Source organism: Cupriavidus sp. 09_S30, from assembly GCF_056930435.1.
In genome coordinates this window covers 882,086-902,338 of the sequence record NZ_JBXOWI010000001.1, presented here as the reverse complement: position 1 = coordinate 902,338, position 20,253 = coordinate 882,086, and the positions used below count along the sequence as shown (strand labels likewise).

Annotated in this window: 23 protein-coding genes; all 23 read right to left on the bottom strand. The window is 66.2% G+C overall.

Annotation, left to right across the window (positions count from 1 at the left end):
* Positions 1–59: 59 nt before the first annotated feature.
* The 23 genes from nagZ to AC1Z3O_RS04150 all read right to left on the bottom strand — a co-directional run bounded on the left by nagZ (position 60) and on the right by AC1Z3O_RS04150 (position 20,243).
* A complete protein-coding gene (gene nagZ, locus AC1Z3O_RS04260; protein ID WP_483513791.1) occupies positions 60–1,109 on the bottom strand; it encodes a beta-N-acetylhexosaminidase in 1,050 nt (349 codons plus the stop codon).
* Entirely contained in the window at positions 1,106–1,540 is a 435-nt protein-coding gene (acpS, locus tag AC1Z3O_RS04255) for a holo-ACP synthase (RefSeq protein WP_483513789.1), read from the bottom strand. The genes nagZ and acpS overlap by 4 nt, the downstream gene beginning before the upstream one ends.
* Positions 1,537–2,325, bottom strand: coding sequence for a pyridoxine 5'-phosphate synthase (gene pdxJ, locus AC1Z3O_RS04250; RefSeq protein WP_483513788.1), 789 nt, complete (start codon positions 2,323–2,325; stop codon positions 1,537–1,539). Before pdxJ ends, acpS begins: the two co-directional genes overlap by 4 nt.
* A gap of 26 nt (positions 2,326–2,351) precedes the next feature.
* Entirely contained in the window at positions 2,352–3,236 is an 885-nt protein-coding gene (gene recO / locus AC1Z3O_RS04245) for a DNA repair protein RecO (protein ID WP_483517512.1), read from the bottom strand.
* 21 nt (positions 3,237–3,257) lie between these two features.
* Positions 3,258–4,193 (bottom strand): GTPase Era, encoded by a 936-nt coding sequence (era, locus tag AC1Z3O_RS04240; RefSeq protein ID WP_483513786.1) that lies wholly within the window; start codon positions 4,191–4,193, stop codon positions 3,258–3,260.
* Complete coding sequence (rnc, locus tag AC1Z3O_RS04235; RefSeq protein WP_483513785.1) at positions 4,190–4,960, bottom strand: ribonuclease III; 771 nt, start codon at positions 4,958–4,960, stop codon at positions 4,190–4,192. The genes era and rnc overlap by 4 nt, the downstream gene beginning before the upstream one ends.
* 1 nt (position 4,961) lies before the next feature.
* Entirely contained in the window at positions 4,962–5,357 is a 396-nt protein-coding gene (locus AC1Z3O_RS04230; RefSeq protein WP_483513783.1) for a DUF4845 domain-containing protein, read from the bottom strand.
* Between the two features lie 50 nt (positions 5,358–5,407).
* A complete protein-coding gene (gene lepB / locus AC1Z3O_RS04225) occupies positions 5,408–6,304 on the bottom strand; it encodes a signal peptidase I (protein WP_483513782.1) in 897 nt (298 codons plus the stop codon).
* Between the two features lie 90 nt (positions 6,305–6,394).
* Positions 6,395–8,188, bottom strand: coding sequence for a translation elongation factor 4 (gene lepA, locus AC1Z3O_RS04220; protein WP_483513780.1), 1,794 nt, complete (start codon positions 8,186–8,188; stop codon positions 6,395–6,397).
* 215 nt (positions 8,189–8,403) lie between these two features.
* A complete protein-coding gene (locus AC1Z3O_RS04215; protein ID WP_483513778.1) occupies positions 8,404–8,619 on the bottom strand; it encodes a glutaredoxin family protein in 216 nt (71 codons plus the stop codon).
* Positions 8,620–8,699: 80 nt separating this feature from the next.
* Entirely contained in the window at positions 8,700–10,196 is a 1,497-nt protein-coding gene (locus tag AC1Z3O_RS04210; RefSeq protein ID WP_483513777.1) for a DegQ family serine endoprotease, read from the bottom strand.
* 131 nt (positions 10,197–10,327) lie between these two features.
* A complete protein-coding gene (locus AC1Z3O_RS04205; protein ID WP_483513775.1) occupies positions 10,328–11,404 on the bottom strand; it encodes a MucB/RseB C-terminal domain-containing protein in 1,077 nt (358 codons plus the stop codon).
* Positions 11,405–11,412: 8 nt separating this feature from the next.
* A complete protein-coding gene (locus AC1Z3O_RS04200; protein ID WP_483513773.1) occupies positions 11,413–12,042 on the bottom strand; it encodes a sigma-E factor negative regulatory protein in 630 nt (209 codons plus the stop codon).
* A 111-nt stretch (positions 12,043–12,153) separates the two neighbouring features.
* Complete coding sequence (gene rpoE / locus AC1Z3O_RS04195; protein WP_010814682.1) at positions 12,154–12,753, bottom strand: RNA polymerase sigma factor RpoE; 600 nt, start codon at positions 12,751–12,753, stop codon at positions 12,154–12,156.
* A gap of 133 nt (positions 12,754–12,886) precedes the next feature.
* Positions 12,887–13,333: a hypothetical protein gene (locus tag AC1Z3O_RS04190; RefSeq protein WP_483513771.1), complete on the bottom strand. Its 447-nt coding sequence runs from the start codon at positions 13,331–13,333 to the stop codon at positions 12,887–12,889.
* Between the two features lie 49 nt (positions 13,334–13,382).
* Positions 13,383–14,615 carry a beta-ketoacyl-ACP synthase II gene (gene fabF, locus AC1Z3O_RS04185; RefSeq protein ID WP_483513770.1) on the bottom strand — a complete coding sequence of 411 codons (1,233 nt, stop codon included), beginning with the start codon at positions 14,613–14,615 and terminating at the stop codon, positions 13,383–13,385.
* Between the two features lie 199 nt (positions 14,616–14,814).
* Positions 14,815–15,054, bottom strand: a complete 240-nt coding sequence (gene acpP, locus AC1Z3O_RS04180; RefSeq protein WP_008644813.1) for an acyl carrier protein — start codon at positions 15,052–15,054, stop codon at positions 14,815–14,817.
* 170 nt (positions 15,055–15,224) lie between these two features.
* The gene (gene fabG / locus AC1Z3O_RS04175; RefSeq protein WP_483513764.1) at positions 15,225–15,974 is read right to left on the bottom strand and encodes a 3-oxoacyl-ACP reductase FabG; all 750 of its coding nucleotides are present in this window, start codon (positions 15,972–15,974) and stop codon (positions 15,225–15,227) included.
* 20 nt (positions 15,975–15,994) lie between these two features.
* Complete coding sequence (gene fabD / locus AC1Z3O_RS04170; RefSeq protein WP_483513763.1) at positions 15,995–16,924, bottom strand: ACP S-malonyltransferase; 930 nt, start codon at positions 16,922–16,924, stop codon at positions 15,995–15,997.
* 81 nt (positions 16,925–17,005) lie between these two features.
* A complete protein-coding gene (locus AC1Z3O_RS04165) occupies positions 17,006–17,986 on the bottom strand; it encodes a beta-ketoacyl-ACP synthase III (protein ID WP_483513762.1) in 981 nt (326 codons plus the stop codon).
* A gap of 53 nt (positions 17,987–18,039) precedes the next feature.
* Positions 18,040–19,122, bottom strand: a complete 1,083-nt coding sequence (gene plsX / locus AC1Z3O_RS04160) for a phosphate acyltransferase PlsX (protein ID WP_483513760.1) — start codon at positions 19,120–19,122, stop codon at positions 18,040–18,042.
* A gap of 219 nt (positions 19,123–19,341) precedes the next feature.
* On the bottom strand, positions 19,342–19,521 hold the full coding sequence (gene rpmF / locus AC1Z3O_RS04155) for a 50S ribosomal protein L32 (RefSeq protein ID WP_017229329.1): 180 nt from the start codon (positions 19,519–19,521) through the stop codon (positions 19,342–19,344).
* Positions 19,522–19,646: 125 nt separating this feature from the next.
* Entirely contained in the window at positions 19,647–20,243 is a 597-nt protein-coding gene (locus AC1Z3O_RS04150; RefSeq protein WP_483513757.1) for a YceD family protein, read from the bottom strand.
* Positions 20,244–20,253 lie beyond the last annotated feature (10 nt).

Sequence of the window (20,253 nt, the reverse complement as noted above, 5' to 3'; positions counted from 1 at the left end):
GCCCTTTTGCTTTGTGGCCGTCCCCTCCCCGCTCGGTGGCCTAGCGGGGACGGCGCACCTCAGGCGATCAGGTCCAGTTCCTTCAGCTGGCGCAGCGCCGCGCGGTACCGCGGCTGCTGGTGCAGCTTGTTCCAGTCGGTCGGCTTGCGGCGGGCGAACAGCCCGCGGATGCGCCGCTGCGAGACCTTGCCGATGGTCACGTCCAGCTCGTTCAGCAGCTGATCGGCCCGCTCGGGATGGTTGCAGATCAGCACCATGTCGCAGCCGGCGGCCAGCGCCGCCTGCGCGGCCTCGGTCACCGTGCCGGCCACGCTGGCCCCCTCCATGCTCAGGTCGTCGCTGAAGATCACGCCATCGAAGCCAAGCTGGCTGCGCAGGATGTCCTGCAGCCAGAAGCGCGAGAAGCCCGCCGGCTGGCTGTCCACCTTCGGGTAGATCACGTGGGCCGGCATCACCGAAGCCAGCGACAGGCCCATCCAGTCGTAGGGACGCGCATCCTGCGCCAGGATCTCCTCCAGCGACCGCTCGTCCACCGGTACTGCCACGTGCGAGTCCGCCGCGACATAGCCGTGCCCCGGGAAGTGCTTGCCGCAGTTGGCCATGCCGGCCAGCAGCAGGCCATGCGTCAGGTGGTTGGCCAGCATGCTCACCACGCGCGGATCGGCGTGGAAGGCCCGGTCGCCGATCACGTCGCTGCGGCCGAAGTCCAGGTCCAGCACCGGCGTGAAGCTCAGGTCGATGTCGCAGGCCCGCAGTTCGGCGGCCAGCACATAGCCGCAGTTGATGGCCGCCTTGGTGGCGGCCAGCACGTCGCGGTCCCACAGCTCGCCCAGCCGCGCCATGGCGGGCAGGTGGGTGAAGCCATCGGTCTTGCAGCGCTGCACGCGCCCGCCCTCGTGGTCGATGCAGATCAGCACGTCGTCGCGCACGGCACGGATCGCGCGCGTCAGCGCCAGCAGCTGCGCGCGCGACTCGAAGTTGCGCGCGAACAGGATCACGCCGCCGGTCAGCGGGTGGGCGATACGGCGCGCATCCTCGGCATCGAGCTGCATGCCGACAATGTCGAGCACCACAGGGCCCGGACGCTTGCCGGAGATCGTCTTGTTCATGGGGTAGGTTCCGGTTCGATTTCGCGCGCGGCGCCATCGCCCGCGCGCTCCGCGATCGCGAAGGCGACCGCGTAGTCATGTTCGTCGCTGACGCTGACGCGCACGGACAAGCCGCGCGCACGCATCCATTCGGCCAGTTCGCCACTGCAAAGCGCGACCGGCTCGCCCGAGGGCAGGTTCAGCAGTTCCATCGCGCGCCAGGTCATCGGCCAGCGCATGCCCAGCCCGATGGCCTTGGAGAAGGCCTCCTTGGCGGCGAAGCGGGTCGCGAGGAAGGCCAGGCCGCGCTTGTCGGAGCGCGCCAGGCGGGCGTGGTACTTCTCCAGCTCGCGCGGCCCCAGGATCTTCTGCGCGAAGCGTCCTTCGGTGCGCGCCATCACGCCGCGCACGCGCTCGATCTGGATGATGTCGGTGCCCAGGCCGTAGATCACGCCGGTGCGCTCGCGCCAGGGCCGGAATAGCGGGTGCCGAGGCGCGCCGCCACCATGATCGCCTTCATCTCGCGCACCGCGTTCTGCCAGCCGGCGAAGACCGCGTGCGCCACGATGGCGTGGCCGATGTTCAGCTCGGTGATGCCCGGCAGCGCGGCGATGGGCTGCACATTGGTGTAGTGCAGGCCGTGGCCGGCGTTGACCACCAGGCCGTGGCGCAGGCCGGCATCGACCCCGTTGGCCACGCGGCGGTACTCGATCGCCTGTTCGTCGGGCGTGTTCGCGTCGGCATAGCGGCCGGTGTGCAGCTCGATCACCGGTGCGCCGCAGGCGGCGGCGGCCTCGATCTGCTCGGCCTGCGCGTCGATGAAGAGCGAAACGCGGATGCCGGCGTCGGCGAGCTGGCGGCAGGCGGCCTTGACCTGCTCGAAGCGCCCGGCCACGTCCAGCCCGCCCTCGGTGGTCACTTCCTCGCGCCGCTCGGGCACCAGGCAGACGTCCTGCGGGCGGATCTCGCAGGCGATGTCGAGCATCTCCTGGGTGATCGCGCACTCCAGGTTCATGCGGGTCGCCAGTTGCGGGCGCAGCGCGCGCACGTCGGCATCGCGGATATGGCGGCGGTCCTCGCGCAGGTGCAGCGTGATCAGGTCGGCGCCGGCCTCCTCGGCCTGCAGCGCTGCCTGGATCGGATCCGGGTAGACGGTGCCGCGCGCGTTGCGCAAGGTGGCCACGTGGTCGATATTGACGCCCAGATCGATGACACCGGGGTTGGCGTGGAAGATCATGCGAGTGGTTTCGGTAAGGAGTCGGATCAGAGATAGTGCAGGTCGATCAGGATCTGGCGCGTCCTGAGCGGCTCGCCCTGCAGATAATAATGCAGCAGGAAGCGCATCAGCGCGCGGCTCTGTGCGGCCGTCTGCGCCCTGCCGTAGTCGTCCTGGGCCATGTCGAGCAGGGTCTGGCCGCTGATCACCGGCCACGACGACGGATCGCTGGCATGCGCCGGGCGCACGCCGCGCTCCGGGTGGTAGACGTAGTCCACCTCGGCACGCACGCGCTCGCCGCTGCTGGTGCAGCGGTCGAAGGCCACGGCGAAGCCCGTCTCCTGCAGCAGCATGCGCTCGAAGCTGCGCAGCACGAGCCCCGCGGGCTCGCCATGCCCGAGCCGTGTCAGCGTGGCCATGTAGTGGCGGAACAGCACCTCGTGCGCATCCTCGCGCGGACAGAAGCGCAGCAGCAGCTCGTTCAGGTAGAAGCCGGACAGCAGCGCATCGGCGGACAGCGGCAGCATGCCGCCCACCCACTCGGCCTTGGTCAGGGTCTTGACCTCGCCGCGGCCGCTCCACGACAGCGCGATCGGCTGGAAGTGCTGCAGCACCGGGCGCAAGGCCGAATGCGGGCGCTTGGCGCCCTTGGCCACCAGGGCCATGCGGCCGTAGTCGCGCGTGAAGACGTCCAGGATCAGGCTGGTTTCGCGGTAAGGCCAGGAGTGCAGCACAAAGCCGGGCTGGTTGACGATGCGCACCTCGGTGCGCGCCGGCACGATGCGCAGCGCGCGGTCCATCATCGCGCGCTGCTCGGCCACGCTCATGCCCGGCACCGACTGGGCACCGAGCACCTCGGCTGCCTCGTCGGCAACGGGATCGGCGCGGCGGCGGCCGCCATGGCCTTGCTGGCCACCTCCCGACCCGGGCATCTTGCTCACCCCTTCACTCGCTCACTCGTAACCGTAGGCGCGCAGCCCCGCCTCGTTGTCGGCCCAGCCGCTCTTGACCTTGATCCACATCTCCAGGTAGACCTTGCCGTCGAACAGCTTCTCCATGTCGAGGCGGGCCTCAGTGGAGATCTGCTTGAGCTTGCTGCCCTTGTTGCCGATGATCATGGCCTTGTGTGCGTCGCGCTCGACCAGGATGGTGGCGAAGACGCGGCGCAGCCGCCCTTCCGTCTCGAACTTGTCGATGAGGACGGTACTGGTGTAGGGCAGTTCGTCGCCGGTCCAGCGGAACACCTTCTCGCGGATGATCTCCGAGGCCAGGAAGCGCTCGCTGCGGTCGGTCATCGCATCGGCGTCGTACATCGGCTCGCCCTCCGGCAGGTAGGGCCGGATGATGGCGAACAGGCGCTGGATGTGATCGCGCGCCTTGGCCGACATCGGCACCACTTCCCGGAAGGGAAACAGCTGCCCCATCTTCTCCAGGAATGGCATCATCACCTCTGCGCGCTCGGCGCCGATGCGGTCGAGCTTGTTGGCCACCAACAGCACCGGCGTGTTCTTCGGCAGCAGCGACAGCACCTTCTCGTCGTCGGCGCCAAACTGGCCGGCCTCGACCACGAACAGCACCAGGTCGACCGACGACAGCGTGGAGGTGACGGCACGGTTCAGCGAGCGGTTCAGCGCGCTGGCGTGGCGGGTCTGGAAGCCCGGCGTATCGGCGAACACGTACTGCGCGTCATCGGTGGTCTGGATGCCGACGATGCGGTGGCGCGTGGTCTGCGCCTTGCGCGAGGTGATGCTGACCTTCTGGCCGACCAGCGCGTTCATCAGCGTGGACTTGCCTACATTGGGCCGGCCGACGATGGCCACGGTGCCGCAACGGAAGGCGGCGTGGGGGGTGTCCGCGGCATCCTGCCGCGGCGCATTCAATTCGGTCATTCCTTCAACCTGAGAGACAACTGGGGATCGGGCGGCACCGGCTGCTTGCGAGTCTTGCCGGTCCGCTCGGCGCGGCTGCGCTTGAGCAGCTGCGGCACCAGCTTCTGGACTTCCTCGAGCGCCAGCTTGGCCGCGGCCTGCTCGGCCGCACGGCGCGAGGCGCCGGTACCGAACACACGCACCTCCAGTTTAGGCACCGTGCATTCGACTTCAAACTGCTGGTTGTGCGCCGCGCCATGCGTGGCGATCACGTTATATTGCGGCAGGGCGATCTTGTGGCCCTGCAGGTACTCCTGCAGCAGGGTCTTGGCGTCCTTGCCCAGCGTGCGCGGATCGACCTGCTCCAGGATGGGGATGTAGAGCTTGCGGATCAGCGCGCGCGCGGCATCGAAGCCCGCGTCGAGGAAAACCGCCCCGACGATGGCCTCCAGCGCGTCGGCGAGGATCGAGGGGCGGCGGAAGCCGCCACTCTTCAGCTCGCCTTCGCCCAGGCGCAACACGTCTGACAGCTGCAGCATCTGGGCGATCTCGTACAGCGCCTGCTGCTTGACGAGATTGGCGCGCACGCGCGACAGGTCGCCCTCGTCGAGCTTGCCGAACATGCCGTACAGCATGTCCGCCACCGCGCAGTTCAGCACCGAGTCGCCGAGGAATTCCAGGCGTTCGTTGTGCTGGGCGCTGTGGCTGCGGTGCGTCAGCGCCTGTTGCAGCAATTCGGGCTTGCTGAATCGGTAGCCGAGTCGTTGCTGCAAGGCGTCGAGGTTCATGTCAGTACTGCGTTCCCGAATAGGTGATCAAAAAACTGAGCGGGCCGTAGATGGGGACCTCGCTGCGATAGGAGAAACCGACCGACCGGATCCCTCCGCTGTCGTTCTCCTCGATGTCCAGGTCATCGCCGCGCAAGACGGTGATGCGGTCGATCTGGGCCTGCTTGTCGAAATAGCTGGCGACTTCCTGCTTGCTGCTTGCCTGCTGCTTGGCGTAACTCACCGCGCGCTTGACTGAGAAATACTCTAGCAGGCTGGGAATCGTCTTGACCGCAGGAATCAGCACACCTCCCGCCACCAGTATGACCACCAGCAGGGAACCCAGGGAGAATCCCTGTGTCCGGGCCGGCCCGAGCCGCCCTCTGTAGACTGCCCCGCCCTGACCCGTTTGACCCATGCTGTGCCTTTCTTAGCTCTTGATGGTGTGGTGATGTCCTCGGTTCCGCGCTACTTGAAGGAACCGATGCGGCTGAAGTTGCCCAGATTCATCCAGATCATGAAGGCCTTGCCGACGATGTTCTGGTTCGGCACGAACCCCCAGTAGCGGGAATCCAGGCTGTTGTCCCGGTTGTCGCCCATGACGAAATAGTGTCCCGGCGGCACCTTGCAGGTCAGCCCCTGCTGATTGTAAGTGCAGTTCTCGTGGAAGGGAAAATCCGGATCTGCGCCTGCCACATAGGCCGGCCGGTCGGCGTCATTGAGCACACCGTGCTCCGGCCCGTCGGGCAGCTTCTCACGGAACTGCTTGGAGTAGGCCAGCCGCTCCTCGTCCAGGTATTCGGGCAGCGGCGCGTACTCGGCCGGCTTGCCGTTGACGGTCAGGCGCTTGTCCTGGTAGCTGACCACATCGCCAGGCACGCCGATCACGCGCTTGATGTAGTCGAGCGACTCGTCCTTCGGGTAGCGGAAGACCATCACATCGCCGCGCTGCGGATCGCCCACTTCGATGATCTTCTTGTTGATCACCGGCAGGCGGATGCCGTACTCGTACTTGTTGACCAGGATGAAGTCGCCTATCAGCAGCGTGGGAATCATCGAGCCGGACGGGATCTTGAACGGCTCGACCACGAAGGAGCGCAGCACGAAGACGGCCAGGATCACCGGGAAGAAGCTTGCCGAGTATTCCAGCCACCAGGGCTGGCGCAGCTTATCCTCGGCCAGGCGGCTGCGCGAGGTGTCCAGGTCTGCCTGGCCATAGCGCTGCAGCTCGGACTGGCGCGCATCGAACTCGGCCAGCGCAGCCTGCGCAGCTACTCTTCGCTGCCTTTCAAAGACGAGCTTGTCGGCGATCCACGCCACGCCCGTGACCACCACCAGCACAAAAAGAATCAGTGCAAAATTCATGACGGCTTGCTTATTGACGATTGTTGGTTGAGCCCGGCTGGCCTGCCACCTGTCGCGGCGCCAGCCGGCGCCCTTCTATTGCCGCTTCCCTTATTTGTCGTCCACCTGCAGGATGGCGAGGAAGGCCTCCTGCGGGATCTCGACCGTACCGACCTGCTTCATGCGCTTCTTGCCGGCCTTCTGCTTTTCCAGCAGCTTCTTCTTGCGCGAGATATCGCCGCCGTAGCACTTCGCCAGCACGTTCTTGCGCAGCGCCTTGACGTTCTCGCGGGCGATGATGTTGGCGCCGATGGCAGCCTGGATCGCCACATCGTACATCTGGCGCGGGATGATCTCGCGCATCTTCGCGGCGACTTCGCGCCCGCGGTACTGCGAGTTCGAGCGGTGCACGATCACCGACAGGGCATCCACCTTGTCGCCGTTGATCAGGATGTCCACCTTGACCACGTCGGACGGCCGGTATTCCTTGAACTCGTAGTCCATCGAGGCATAGCCGCGCGACACTGACTTGAGCCGGTCGAAGAAGTCCATGACGATCTCCGCCATGGGAATCTCGTAGGTGAGTTGCACCTGCTTGCCGTGGTAGCTCATGTTGATCTGCGTGCCGCGCTTCTGCGTGCACAGCGTGATCACCGAGCCGACATAGTCCTGCGGCATGTACAGGTTGACGGTAACGATGGGCTCGAGGATGGCCTCGATCCTGGCCGCGTCCGGCATCTTGGCCGGGTTTTCCACCGTGACCATGGTGCCGTCGCGCAGCTGCACCTGGTAGACCACCGTCGGCGCGGTGGTGATCAGGTCCATGTCGAACTCGCGCTCCAGGCGCTCCTGCACGATCTCCATGTGCAGCAGGCCGAGGAAGCCGCAGCGGAAGCCGAAGCCGAGCGCCTGCGAGACCTCGGGCTCGAACTGCAGCGAGGCGTCGTTCAGGCGCAGCTTCTCCAGCGATTCGCGCAGCGCCTCGTACTGGTTGGCCTCCACCGGGTACAGACCGGCGAAGACCTGCGGCTTGACTTCCTTGAAGCCGGGCAGCGGCGCCTCGGCCTTGCGCGCGACATTGGTGATGGTGTCGCCCACCTTGGCCGCCTTCAGCTCCTTGATGCCGGCGATGATGAAGCCCACCTGCCCCGCCGACAGCGCCTCGCGCTGGATGGACTTGGGCGAGAACACGCCGACCTGCTCGACCAGGTGCTGGGCACCGGTCGCCATCAGCAGCACCTTCTCCTTGGGGCGCAGGGTGCCGTTGACCACGCGCACCAGCATCACCACGCCGACGTAGTTGTCGAACCAGGAATCGATGATCAGCGCCTGCAGCGGCGCCTCCGGATCGCCCTCGGGCGGCGGCACCTTGGCGATCAGCGACTCGATCACGTCCTCCACGCCCAGCCCGGTCTTGGCCGAGCACTGCACGGCGTCATGCGCGTCGATGCCGATGACTTCCTCGATCTCCTGGATCGCGTTGTCGGGATCGGCCTGCGGCAGGTCGATCTTGTTGAGCACCGGCACCACTTCCACGCCCAGTTCGATGGCGGTGTAGCAGTTGGCGACGGTCTGCGCCTCGACGCCCTGCGAGGCGTCCACCACCAGCAGCGCGCCCTCGCAGGCGGACAGCGAGCGGCTGACTTCATAGCTGAAGTCGACGTGCCCCGGGGTGTCGATCAGGTTCAGGTTGTAGAGCTTGCCGTCGCGCGCCTTGTAGCTGAGGGCGGCGGTCTGCGCCTTGATGGTGATGCCGCGCTCCTTCTCGATGTCCATCGAATCGAGCACCTGCGCCTCCATCTCGCGGTCGGACAGGCCGCCGCAGCGCTGAATGATGCGGTCGGCCAGGGTCGATTTCCCGTGGTCGATATGGGCGATGATCGAGAAGTTGCGGATATGGTCCATCTATGTTCAGGGAAAGCACCGGCGCGCGGGGCCGGCGCAAAGCTAGGGAACGACCCGGAATTGGCGCCCCGCCCGGGGCGCGTCCACTCCCGGTCGCTGATGTTCGGCGGCGCGGAGCCTCTACGAAGGCCGGCGCCAGACTGCGATTTTACCGGATTTCCAGGGCGTCCCGCATCGTGACATGGGGGCCGTACCGGCACCCGCGGGCACCGGCGCTACTGCGGCAGATCGCGACAATGTGCGGCAGGCCACACGCGAATCGCCACGGCGTCGAGAAAGTGGCGGTAAAGCGGCGCTCCGGCCGCCCCGGACGCGCCGCCGACCACCAGCGGCACCCGCTCGCCGATGCGCGCTGCGAGCAGCGGATCGGCGCCGCCTTCATGCGGCAAGCAGGAGAATTCGCGGCGCAGCGGCGCGAGCGCCGCTTTCATGTCCTCACACGGCTGGCAGTAGCGCCTGCCATGCCATGTGAGCGCTTCCTCTCTTCGAAGCCCGCCCGAAGCCCGCCGGATCAGCGCGACGCGTTGTTGCCCGGGCGCAGGGTGAGTACCTGGGTGGCATCGCCACGCCGCACGAACAAGGCCGCGAGCCGGCCCTTGTCGAGCGAGCGGACCATGTCGTTGAACTGCCGGGCACCGGTGACATCGGTATCGCCCAGGCGCAGGATGATGTCGCCCGGGCGGATGCCTGCACGCAGGGCCGGCCCATCGACCGTATCGACTTCCACGCCCGACTTGATCTTCAGTTCCTTGAGGCGCGCATCGGGCAGGTCGTTGACGACCAGGCCGAGCGCATTCGGCCGCGCCGCCGCGGCGCTGTCATCACGCGGGCTGCTGCTGGCGCGTGCGCGCGGCTTGTTGTCCGGCTCCAGCTCGGCAACGGTGATGGTGACCTCGCGCGTCGCACCCTTGCGCCAGAGCTGCATCGGCACGCGGCTGCCCGGCTTGGTGTCGCCGACCATGCGCGGCAGGTCCGAGGCACGGTCGATGTCCTTGCCGTTGAACTTCAGGATGATGTCGCCCGGCTCGATGCCGGCACGCTCCGCGGGACCGCCCGGCTCGACGCTGCCCACCAGCGCGCCGCGTGCGCGGCCCAGGCCCAGCGAGTCGGCCACTTCCTTGGTGACATCGCCGATGGCGACCGCGATCCGCCCGCGCGTCACCTTGCCGGTGGTCTTGAGCTGCTCGACCACGCGCATCGCCTCGTCGATCGGAATCGCGAAGGAAATGCCCATATAGCCGCCGCTGCGGCTGTAGATCTGCGAGTTGATGCCGATCACCTCGCCGCGCAGGTTGATCAGCGGGCCGCCCGAGTTACCCGGGTTGACCGCCACGTCGGTCTGGATGAAAGGCAGGTAGTCGCCGGTGTCTCGGCCCTTGGCGGAAACGATGCCGGCGGTCACGCTATTGTCCAGGCCGAACGGCGAGCCGATCGCCAGCACCCATTCGCCGGCGCGTACCTTGTCGGAATCCCCCATCGGCAGCCTGGGCAGGCCGGCCGCATCGATCTTGAGCAGCGCCACGTCGGTACGCTTGTCCGAGCCGATCAGCTTGGCCTTGAATTCGCGCTTGTCGGGCAGCGTCACGTAGATGGTGTCGGCGTCGGCCACCACATGAGTGTTGGTCATCACATAGCCGTCCTGGCTGATGATGAAGCCGGAGCCCACGCCGCGGTTCATCTCCTCGCCCTGCCCCTGCCCCTGGCCTTGGCCCTGCCCTTGCGGCGGCTGGCCGCGGCGCGGGGCGGGCGCGCCGGGCATCGGCACGCCGAAGAAGCGGCGGAAGAATTCCGCCATGTCGTCATCCTGGCTGCTACCTGCGCGCACGCGCTCGGTAGTGCGGATGTTGACCACGGCCGGACTGGCCTTCTCCACCAGATCGGTGAAATCGGGCACGCCGTAGCTCGGGGCCGCGGCCTGGGCATGGCCCAGCTCGGACACCATCGGGGCGACGGCAAGAATGGCGGCCATCACCATGGCACGCGCCAAGGCAGGCGATTTGGAGATCATCGACAACTCCCGGAGGTCAGCGTCTTGCTTTCAACGCCTGTCTATAGGTGACAACTAAGCGGTCGCGGCTGGGCGATGGCAAGGAAGCCGGCGCCGCCCGCGGCGGCCGCCGGCATGCGACGGCGCCCGGCTCAGTGCGCCGTCTTGGGTGAATGGTATTCCACCGCGGCCGCGAACTGCTTCACCGTGGCGGCCGGCACCTCGCCGACCACCGTGATCCAGAAATCGGCCACGCGGCGCACCACGACCTGGGTGGCGCCAAGCGAGGCCACCCCCTCGCGGCGGGCGCGCTGCTCGGAAACCGGCTCGATGAAGACGGACAAGCCGGTCAAGCCGTCGCTGTAGACCACCTGCTGGACTTCAAACATGTGGTTGCGGCCGTCGCCCTGGGGCGCACGCAGCTCACCCAGCGGGCGGCGTACTTCACGGATCTTCTGGAAGCCCTTGACGGGCACATTGATGGACCAGCCTTCGTCGGCGATATTGGCCGGCTGGTAGGTGACCTCGTAGTGGCTCCAGGCATTGGCATTGCGGATGGCCGCCAGGATGCGCTGCTTCTCGGACGGCACGCCGATCTGCACCTGCGAGAAGGCCACCTGTTCCAGCACCTTGCCCGCTTCATCCAGCGTCTGCGCGCGCATCAGCAGACCGGAGTTCTTCTCTGCCCACAGGCGCACGGCATAGCGTGCCGCATCGTGCGGCTGCAGCGAGAAGACCTCGCACTCGAGGCCCGCCACCCGCTCGTCGGACAGCTTGCGCATGTCGTAGATATCGAGCACGTCGGTCTTGTTGGTGGCCAGCAGCGCCGGGAAGCGGTCCTTCGCCTGCTGCTTCTCCACCACCACCAGCTTGGCCTCCGGAATGAGGCTGTGCACGACATCGTTCTCGCGCAGCACCTCACGCGGCTTGCCGTCGAGCGTTTCCAGCCGCTCGTACTCGTTCTGCGCCGGATCGCTGTAGTGCTGGATACGCGAGGCATGCATGACGCTGCCACGCTGGTAGATCAGGGTGCCGGTGTAGTTCTCGCGCTGCGCCGCGCGGTGGATCTTGTTCAGCCAGGCCGTCGCGTCGCGACGCGCCAGCGTATTGTCCGGCGGCTGCGCGCTTGCCGCAGCCGCAGTCAGACAGAAGGCCAGAAAAAAGGACCTGCGCAGGGCCCTTATTCTGTGTGCGCCCGCTACATAGGCGGGCGACCATCCCTTATGCATGTCCGGCATTATTCCTGCGAATTGTCCTGAATGAAATTGGCGCTGTTGGCAACCGTGCGCATGGTCGGCACAACCGCATCGGTGGCCACGGACACGCGATGCGCGCGGAGGTATTCGTCGAGGCGCGGGTCACGGATCATCTGTCCGTTATCCGCCGCCACCGTGACGATGCCGCCGGCCTTGGGAGCGGACTGGTCGGCACGGGCCACCACGGCGTCCGGCGTACCGACATCGCCCGGGCCGCGCATCTGCGGCACCACCACCCAGCTGACGGCGGCCACGGCCGCCGCAATCGCGGTACCCGGCACCACCCGGCGCACCCAGGAGGGACGCAGCAGCAGACGCTGGCGCGCTTGGCGTGCCTGCGCCACCGCGGGCACGAGCACGTGCGGCTCGCTGTCCAGGCGCGCGGAGAAACGCGCCAGGAAGGAATCCGTCGAATCGATATGCGCCAGGTCTTCCGAACGCAGGACGTCGCCGATCATCTGGAAGGTCGACCAGTCCGTCATGCCCCGCTCGCTGCGCGTGAACTCCAGCGCGGCGCCGATCTCGTGCGACGCCAGTTCGCCATCCATCAGCGCGGAGACCTGTTCTGCCACTTCCACTACATGAACCGACTGCTTATGAGCCTGACCCATTTCCCACCCCAAGACATTCCATTGAACACCGATATCCCGTGACCGCTTGTCGTCTATCGATGCAGGAATTGACTGCAACGCTGGCTGCACGACATTTCTTTTACAACGCTTCTACCACCGCTTGCCCTCCGCCGTTCCCAGCAGGGGGCGCAATTTCTCGGCAATCGCCTCGCGTGCCCGGAAGATGCGCGAGCGCACCGTACCGATCGGGCAACCCATCGCCTCCGCGATCTCCTCATAGCTGAGGCCTTCGATCTCACGCAGCGTGATGGCGGTGCGCAATTCCTCCGGCAGCGCCTCCATGGCGCGGTTCACCGTTTCGGCGACCTGGCGCGTGTGGAGCATCGACTCCGGCGTATTGATATCCCTTAGTTGCTCGCCGTCTGCAAAAGTTTCAGCCTCTTCGGCATCGATGTCGCTCGACGCCTCCGGCCGGCGGCCTTGGGTGGCCAGGTAGTTCTTGGCCGTGTTGACGGCGATCCGGTACAACCAGGTGTAGAAGGCCGACTCGCCGCGGAATTGGGGCAAGGCGCGATATGCCTTGATAAAGGCATCTTGCGCCACATCCTCCACTTCAGCGGGATCCCGGACCAGGCGCGAAATCAGGCGAATGATCTTGCGGTGATACTTGGTCACCAGCAATTCAAATGCCCGCTTATCGCCCTGCTGGACGCGTTCAACTAGGAGCTGATCGGCTTCGCGTTCGCTCACGAATGGTTCACCTGCAGTGTATCTCTTGGTTTCGTCGTCACGACAAACGTTGTATTTTACCTACGTTTCGGCGGCAGGCAGTGCATCAAAATGCTTGGGTCGCCACCAGCGGCCGCTGGCAACGGCTGCGGGCTCAGTGGCGGGCACCGCGCACCGCCCGGCGCACCGCGCGCAGCGCGGCATCCGTCGTATTGCAGCGGTGCAGTGCCAGCAGGCGGGGCGCGGACTCCTTGCCCGGCTCAAGCGGGCGCAATGCAAGCAGCAGCAAGGCGCCACCGAAATCCCAGCTTGAAACGATATCGGCCAGGACGGTCCGGCCATCCGGCCAGGCCAGCGCGACTCTCGGCCTGCCGCCCGCCGCACCGACCATGCCTTGATAGCGGCAGCCAGCGGCCCGCCACGCGCGGCGCCAGCCCGGCAGCAGCAGGATGGCCAGTACCGCCAGCAATGCGGCGTACAGCCCATGCTCCAGCTGCCAGCCCCCTGGCGCGCGGCCGGCGGCATCGGCACAAGCCTTGGCAAGCAGGAACAGCGCGCCAAGCTCGGCCGCGAGCGCGGCACAGAGCGCGCCGCGCAGCAAGGTTGCGCCGCCCCCGGGCACCACAGGGGCGGGCCGCCGGCGACCGGCTTCAGACGCGGCGGAAGACAAGCGACCCGTTGGTGCCGCCAAAACCGAAGTTGTTTTTCACCGCCACGTCGATCTTCATCTCACGCGCCGTATTGGCCACGTAATCCAGGTCACACTCGGGATCCTGTTCGAAGATGTTGATGGTCGGCGGCGACACTTGGTGGTGCAGCGCCAGCACGGTGAAGACGGACTCCAACCCGCCCGCGCCGCCCAGCAGGTGGCCGGTCATCGACTTGGTCGAGTTGACCACCATCTTGTAGGCCTGCTCGCCGAAGGCGAGCTTGATCGCGTCGGTTTCGTTCTTGTCGCCCAGCGGCGTGGAGGTGCCGTGCGCGTTCAGGTACTGCACTTCGCCGACGTTCACGCCGGCGTCCTTGAGCGCATTGACCATGCAGCGACGCGGGCCGTCGGTGCTCGGTGCCGTCATGTGGAAGGCGTCGCCGCTCATGCCGAAGCCGATCAGCTCCGCATAGATACGCGCGCCGCGCGCCTTGGCCGACTCATACTCCTCCAGCATCATCACGCCGGAACCCTCGCCGAGCACGAAACCATCACGGCCCTTGTCCCACGGACGCGATGCCGTTGCCGGGTCATCGTTGCGGGTCGACAGTGCACGCGCCGCGGCGAAGCCGCCAATGCCCAGCGGCGAGACCGTGGACTCGGCACCGCCGGCCAGCATGGCGTCGGCGTCGCCGGCCTGGATCAGGCGCGCGGCCAGGCCGATGCTGTGCAGGCCCGTGGTGCAGGCAGTCACGGCACCGAGGTTCGGGCCCTTGATGCCGTGGATGATCGACAGATGGCCCGAGATCATGTTGATGATCGAGCCAGGCACGAAGAACGGCGAAATCCGGCGCGGGCCGCGATTGGTCAGCTCCGCATGGGTATCCTCGATCATCGGCAGGCCGCCGATGCCCGAGCCGACCAGCACGCCGATGCGCTCTGCGTTGGCCTCGGTCACTTCAAGGCCACTGTCCTTGAGCGCTTGCGTGCCAGCCGCGATGCCGTAATGGATGAACGTATCCATGTGGCGGGCTTCCTTGGCGGGGACGTAATCCTCGGCATTGAAACCCTTCACTTCACCGGCAAAGTGCACGGAAAGCGCGGAATGATCGAACTTGGTGATGGTGGCGATGCCGGACTGGCCCGCAACCAGGTTGGCCCAGCCTTCGGCTACCGTGTTTCCAACCGGAGACACGAGGCCGAGCCCGGTGACGACGACGCGACGACGGCTCACTATGATTTCCTACGGGTGCGTGAAGCAGAATGCGGAACGGTGGCCTTGCAGCCGGCCGCTTCGGCGGGCCCGCAACGGCGCGCTCCGCTCATGGCGATTCTGCCTCTTCGGACAGACGAAAGCCACAGAAAACAGCGTGGCGGGACCGCACGGCCCGCCCATCCGCCTTCTGTGGCTCGGGAATTCAGAAAAGGCAGGCTCAGGCCTTCACGTGCGCAGTGGCGTAGTCGATCGCCTGCTGCACGGTGGTGATCTTCTCGGCTTCCTCATCGGGAATTTCCATGCCGAATTCATCTTCCAACGCCATCACGAGTTCAACCGTGTCGAGCGAGTCGGCGCCGAGGTCATTCACGAACGAGGATTCGTTCTTGATGTCTGCTTCGGCCACGCCAAGCTGCTCTGCCACGATTTTCTTGACGCGTTGTTCGATATTGTCCATGTAACCCTCCAGGGAAGTTCGACAAAAAGTGGGCGCATTTTAGCAGGTTTGGAACGTAAAAATCCCGCCTGCCGACCATTGCAAGATCTGCGCCCGATTGGCTCGGAAAAAGATCGTTTCGCGCGGCATCGCACGGCTTCTCCCTCGAAACCGTCCGCCGCGCGCCACAATCAGTTCATGTACATGCCGCCGTTGACGTGCAACGTCGTACCAGTAATGTAGGCTGCCTGCGGACCGGCCAGGAAAGCCACCGCATGCGCGATGTCCTCGGGCAGGCCCAGGCGGCCCAGCGGAATCTGAGTCTTCAGTGCCGCATGCTGCTCATCCGACAAGACCTTGGTCATATCGGTATCGATAAAGCCGGGGGCCACGCAGTTGACCGTGATATTGCGGCTGCCGATCTCGCGCGCGAGCGCACGGCTCATGCCTTCCACGCCGGCCTTGGCGGCCGCGTAGTTCATCTGGCCGGGGTTGCCCGAAGAGGCGACCACCGAGGTGATGTTGATGATGCGGCCGCCGCGCGCCTTCATCATCGGGCGCAGCACGGCACGCGACAAGCGGAAGACTGCCGACAGATTGGTGTCGATAACCGCGCTCCAGTCCTCGTCCTTCATCCGCATGGCCAGTTGGTCCTGCGTGATGCCGGCGTTGTTGACCAGTACGTTCAAGCCACCGTGGGCCTTGATCAGTTCGTCGATCACTGCTTCGCAGCGCGCGGCATCCTTGACGTCGAGCACGGCGCCCGCGCCCTTGAGGCCCTCGCCGGCCAGGTACTCGCCGATGGCGGCCGCGCCGCCCTCGGTGGTGGCGGTGCCGATCACGGTGGCACCCTGGCGCGCCAGCTCCAGCGCGATGGCGCGGCCAATGCCGCGCGAGGCGCCGGTGACCAGCGCGACCTGATTATCCAGAAATTTCGTCATGACCTAGTGTTCCGTCCGTCTTACTTCAGCAGCGCCAGCATTTCCTGCAGCGAGGCCGGATCGAAGATCGCGCCGCCGACCAGGTTGCCGTCGATGCGCTTGGTCATGCCGGCCAGCACCTTGCCGGGACCGCATTCGATCACATGGGTCACGCCTTCGGCAGCCATCTTCTGCACGCACTCCACCCAGCGCACCGGGGCCGCGGCCTGGCGCACCAGTGCATCCTTGATCGCTTCCGGATCATTGACGATGGCCACGTCGACGTTGTTCACCACCGGAATGGCGGGTGCCGAGAAGGCCAGCCCGGCCATGCGCTCGCGCAGGCGGTCGGAGGCCGGCTTGAGCAAGGAGGAGTGGAACGGCGCCGACACCGGCAGCGGCAGCGCACGCTTGGCGCCCTTGGCCTTGGCGATCTCGCAGGCCTTCTCCACCGCGGCCTTCTGGCCCGCGATGACCACTTGCGAGGGGGCGTTGAAGTTCACTGCCTCGACCACACCTGCCGGCGCGGCTTCCGCGCAGGCGGCACGCACGTCGTCATCGGACAGGCCGAGGATGGCGGCCATGCCGCCCTCGCCCACCGGCACCGCTTCCTGCATCGCTTGCGCGCGGAAGCGCACCAGCGGCACGGCGTCGGCGAAGGGGATCACACCCGCCGCCACCAGCGCCGAGTACTCGCCCAGGCTGTGGCCGGCGACCAGCGCCGGAGCCGGGCCGCCTGCGTCCAGCCAGGCGCGGTAGACAGCCACCGCGGCGGTCAGCATGACCGGCTGGGTGTTGGTGGTGAGGTTCAGATCCTCGGCCGGGCCTTCCGCGATCATGCGGCCGATGTCCTGGCCCAGGGCGGTAGAGGCTTCTTCCAGCGTCGCGCGTACCACCGGGTGGTCGGCGAACGCATTGAGCATGCCCACCGACTGCGAGCCCTGCCCAGGGAATACGAAAGCGAATTTCATCGAATTGGAATCGTTGTGGAATCGTTGAGATCGCACCTCGGCCGCGCGGCGGCCACACAGGCCGCGGCGCGTGCCGGATCCTTACATGCGCAGCAGCGCCGCGCCCCAGGTGAAGCCGCCGCCCACACCTTCCACCAGCACGGTCTGGCCGGGACGGATGCGGCCATCGCGCACCGCCTCGTCGAGTGCGAGGGGGATCGAGGCCGCCGAGGTGTTGCCGTGCTCGTGCACGGTCGCCACCATGCGTTCGGTGGGCAGGCCGAGCTTCTTGGCCGTGCTCTGCATGATGCGGATATTGGCCTGGTGAGGGATCAGCCAGTCAAGTTCCTCGGCCGGCATGTCGGCCCCGGCGAGCGCCTCGCGCGCGACCTTGTCCAGCACGTTGACCGCCAGCTTGAACACCGCCTGCCCATCCATGCGCAGGAAGGGGCTGCCGGTGATGTTGCCGCCGCTGACGTTGCCCGGCACGCACAGGATGTCCACATGGCTGCCATCGGCGTGCATGGCCGTCGACAGGATGCCCGGCTCGTCCGACGCACTCAGCACCACGGCGCCGGCGCCGTCGCCGAACAGCACGCAGGTGGTGCGGTCATTGAAGTCGAGGATGCGCGAGAAGACCTCGGCGCCGATCACCAGCACGTTCTTGTGCGAGCCGCTGCGGATGAACTTGTCCGCGGTGGCCAGCGCATAGACGAAGCCCGAGCAAACCGCCTGCAGGTCGAAGGCCGCGCAGTGGTTGGTGATGCCGAGCTTGTGCTGCACCAGGCTGGCGGTGCTGGGGAAGACGTAGTCCGGCGTGGAGGTGGCGACGATGATCAGGTCGATGCTCTGGCGGTCGATGCCGGCCGCCTCGATGGCGCGCTCGGCAGCCTTGAGCGCCAGCTCGCTGCTGCCGACATCCGGCTCGGCCCAGTGGCGCGCCGCGATGCCGCTGCGCGAGAAGATCCACTCGTGGCTGGTCTCGATGCCTTTTGCCGCCAGTTGCTCCGCCAAGTCCTGGTTGGTGACGCGCCGCGGGGGCAGGTAGCTCCCCGTACCGATGATTTTTGCGTAGCTTGTCATGTCGTATCGGATCGAATTGCCCTGGGCATCTGCTCCGGGCCCGCCAGGCGGGCTCAGGCAGCGCGGGCGCTGGGATGCGGGTTCGGTGCCGTGCCCGGCTGTGGGCTGCCCGCTGGGGCGCCGCCGGCACCGGCCTTGGTCGCAAAGGCCTGGCTGATACGCTCGATGACGCCATTCTTGGCGGCATCATACCCGCGTTTGATAGCCCACTCAAAGGAGTGCGCGTCAGCCGAGCCGTGGCTCTTGATGACTAGTCCGCGCAACCCCAGCAGCGAAGCACCGTTATAACGCGCCGGGTCCAGCCGCTTGGCCAGCCGCGACAGCACCGGCATGGCCACGCCTGCCAGCAGCTTGGTGAACCAGGAGCGCGTGAATTCTTCCTTGATCATACTCCCGATCATCTTCGCCAGGCCCTCGGTACTCTTGAGCGCCACATTGCCGACGAAGCCGTCGCAGACCACGATGTCGGTCGTGCCCTTGAAGATGTCGTTGCCTTCCACGTTGCCGTAGAAGTTGAGTTCGGAGGCGCGCAGCAGTTCGCCGGCGCGCTTGACCACTTCATTGCCCTTGATGACTTCCTCGCCGATGTTCAGCAGGCCGACAGTGGGCTGGGCCTTGTGGTCGACCACCGCCACCATGGCCTCTGCCATGCGGGCGAACTGCAGCAGGTGCTCGGGCTCGCAATCAGCGTTGGCGCCGAGATCGAGCACCGTGGTGCCCCACCCCTGCTCATTCGGAATGGTGGTGGCGATGGCCGGGCGCTCGATACCCTCCAGCGTCTTCAGCACATAGCGCGAAACGGCCATCAGCGCGCCGGTATTGCCGGCGGAGATGCAGGCGTCGGCCCGGCCTTCCTTGACCTGGGTCACCGCCACGCGCATCGAGGAATCCTTCTTCTTGCGCAGCGCCACCTCCACGGGATCATCCATGGTGATGACCTCGGTGGCAGCAACGATGTGCACACGCGGATGCTCCAGCGCATGCAGCTTCTTGAGCTGCGGCTGGATGGCTTCGGGCTGGCCGACCAGCACCATCTCGGCATCCTCGTGGGTCGAGAGAAAACTGATCGCTGCCGGCACCGTCACGGAGACGCCGTGATCACCGCCCATGCAGTCGATAGCAAGTTTGATCGTCATTGTTTCCTGGAGCAGACGCGCACTTGCGCTCACTCTGACCCGCCTCCCGCCGATTCGATCCGGCCGCCCGACGGAGGGGCCTGACCGGCCGCACAGTGACGGCCGGCCGGCCCGAATCCCTTCCGAGCGCGCAACAAAAAAGCGGCAACGAGCTTGCCGCTTTCTTGTTTCTAGCCTAGAACGCGCGAGCGAGACGCGAAGTCACGCCGAACGAGCGTATCAGTCGTTCTTGGTCTTGATGACCTTGCGGCCACGGTAGTAGCCGTTCGGGCTCACGTGGTGGCGCAGGTGGGCTTCGCCGGTGGTCGGCTCGACAGCCAGGGGAGCCGCCGACAGGTGGTCGTGCGAGCGGTGCATGCCGCGCTTGGACGGCGACTTCTTGTTCTGTTGAACAGCCATGATGACTCCTTCGAGAATTTTGCAATATTAACACACAGCATCCAGCACAAGGCGTAGCCGGGCCCGGCCGGATGCGTATCCAGGACCTGAAGACGGGCACCGGCCCGCGCGCATCGCGTGCGGATTCAGTGCTTCGACTTCAGGCTGGCCAGCGCCGCGAAGGGCGAAGGCCGCTTTTCTTCTTCCGGCGTCGCCTCGACTTCTGGCTCCACCTGTCCGTCCGCGCCGGTCACGAGGCTTTCGTGCACATCGGCGCAAACAGCATGCTTGGGCGCCACCGGCAGGGCCAGCAGCACTTCATCTTCGATCAGCGTCAACAGCGAGAAGCGCTTGGACCCGGCGATGACGTCGACATCGTCGTCGTCCATCGGCGCCGCATCAGCCTCTTCCTCGGAAGCCATGACCTCGAACCGCGTCGACGTGGCGATCGGCTCGGCATAGGCCTCCAGGCAACGCTGGCAGGTCAACCACACGCGCGCGTCGACGGTCAGGTCCAGGAACAGGCGCCGCACCGGCGGCTTGCCGGGCTCCCCCGCTTCCTCGCGCACCGAGCCCCGCGCTTCATACGTGAAGCGCTCCTCGGCAGCCGAGGCTGGCGCTTGCGCCGCCGTCTCGGCTAAGATGCGCGGCAACTTCTGCACCGCCACCTCGCCGGCAACAGAATCGCCGGCCCGGCAGAAGGCAAAGAGATCAAACTCGCGCAGGTCGATCGACTGGGTCATGATGGCTGTC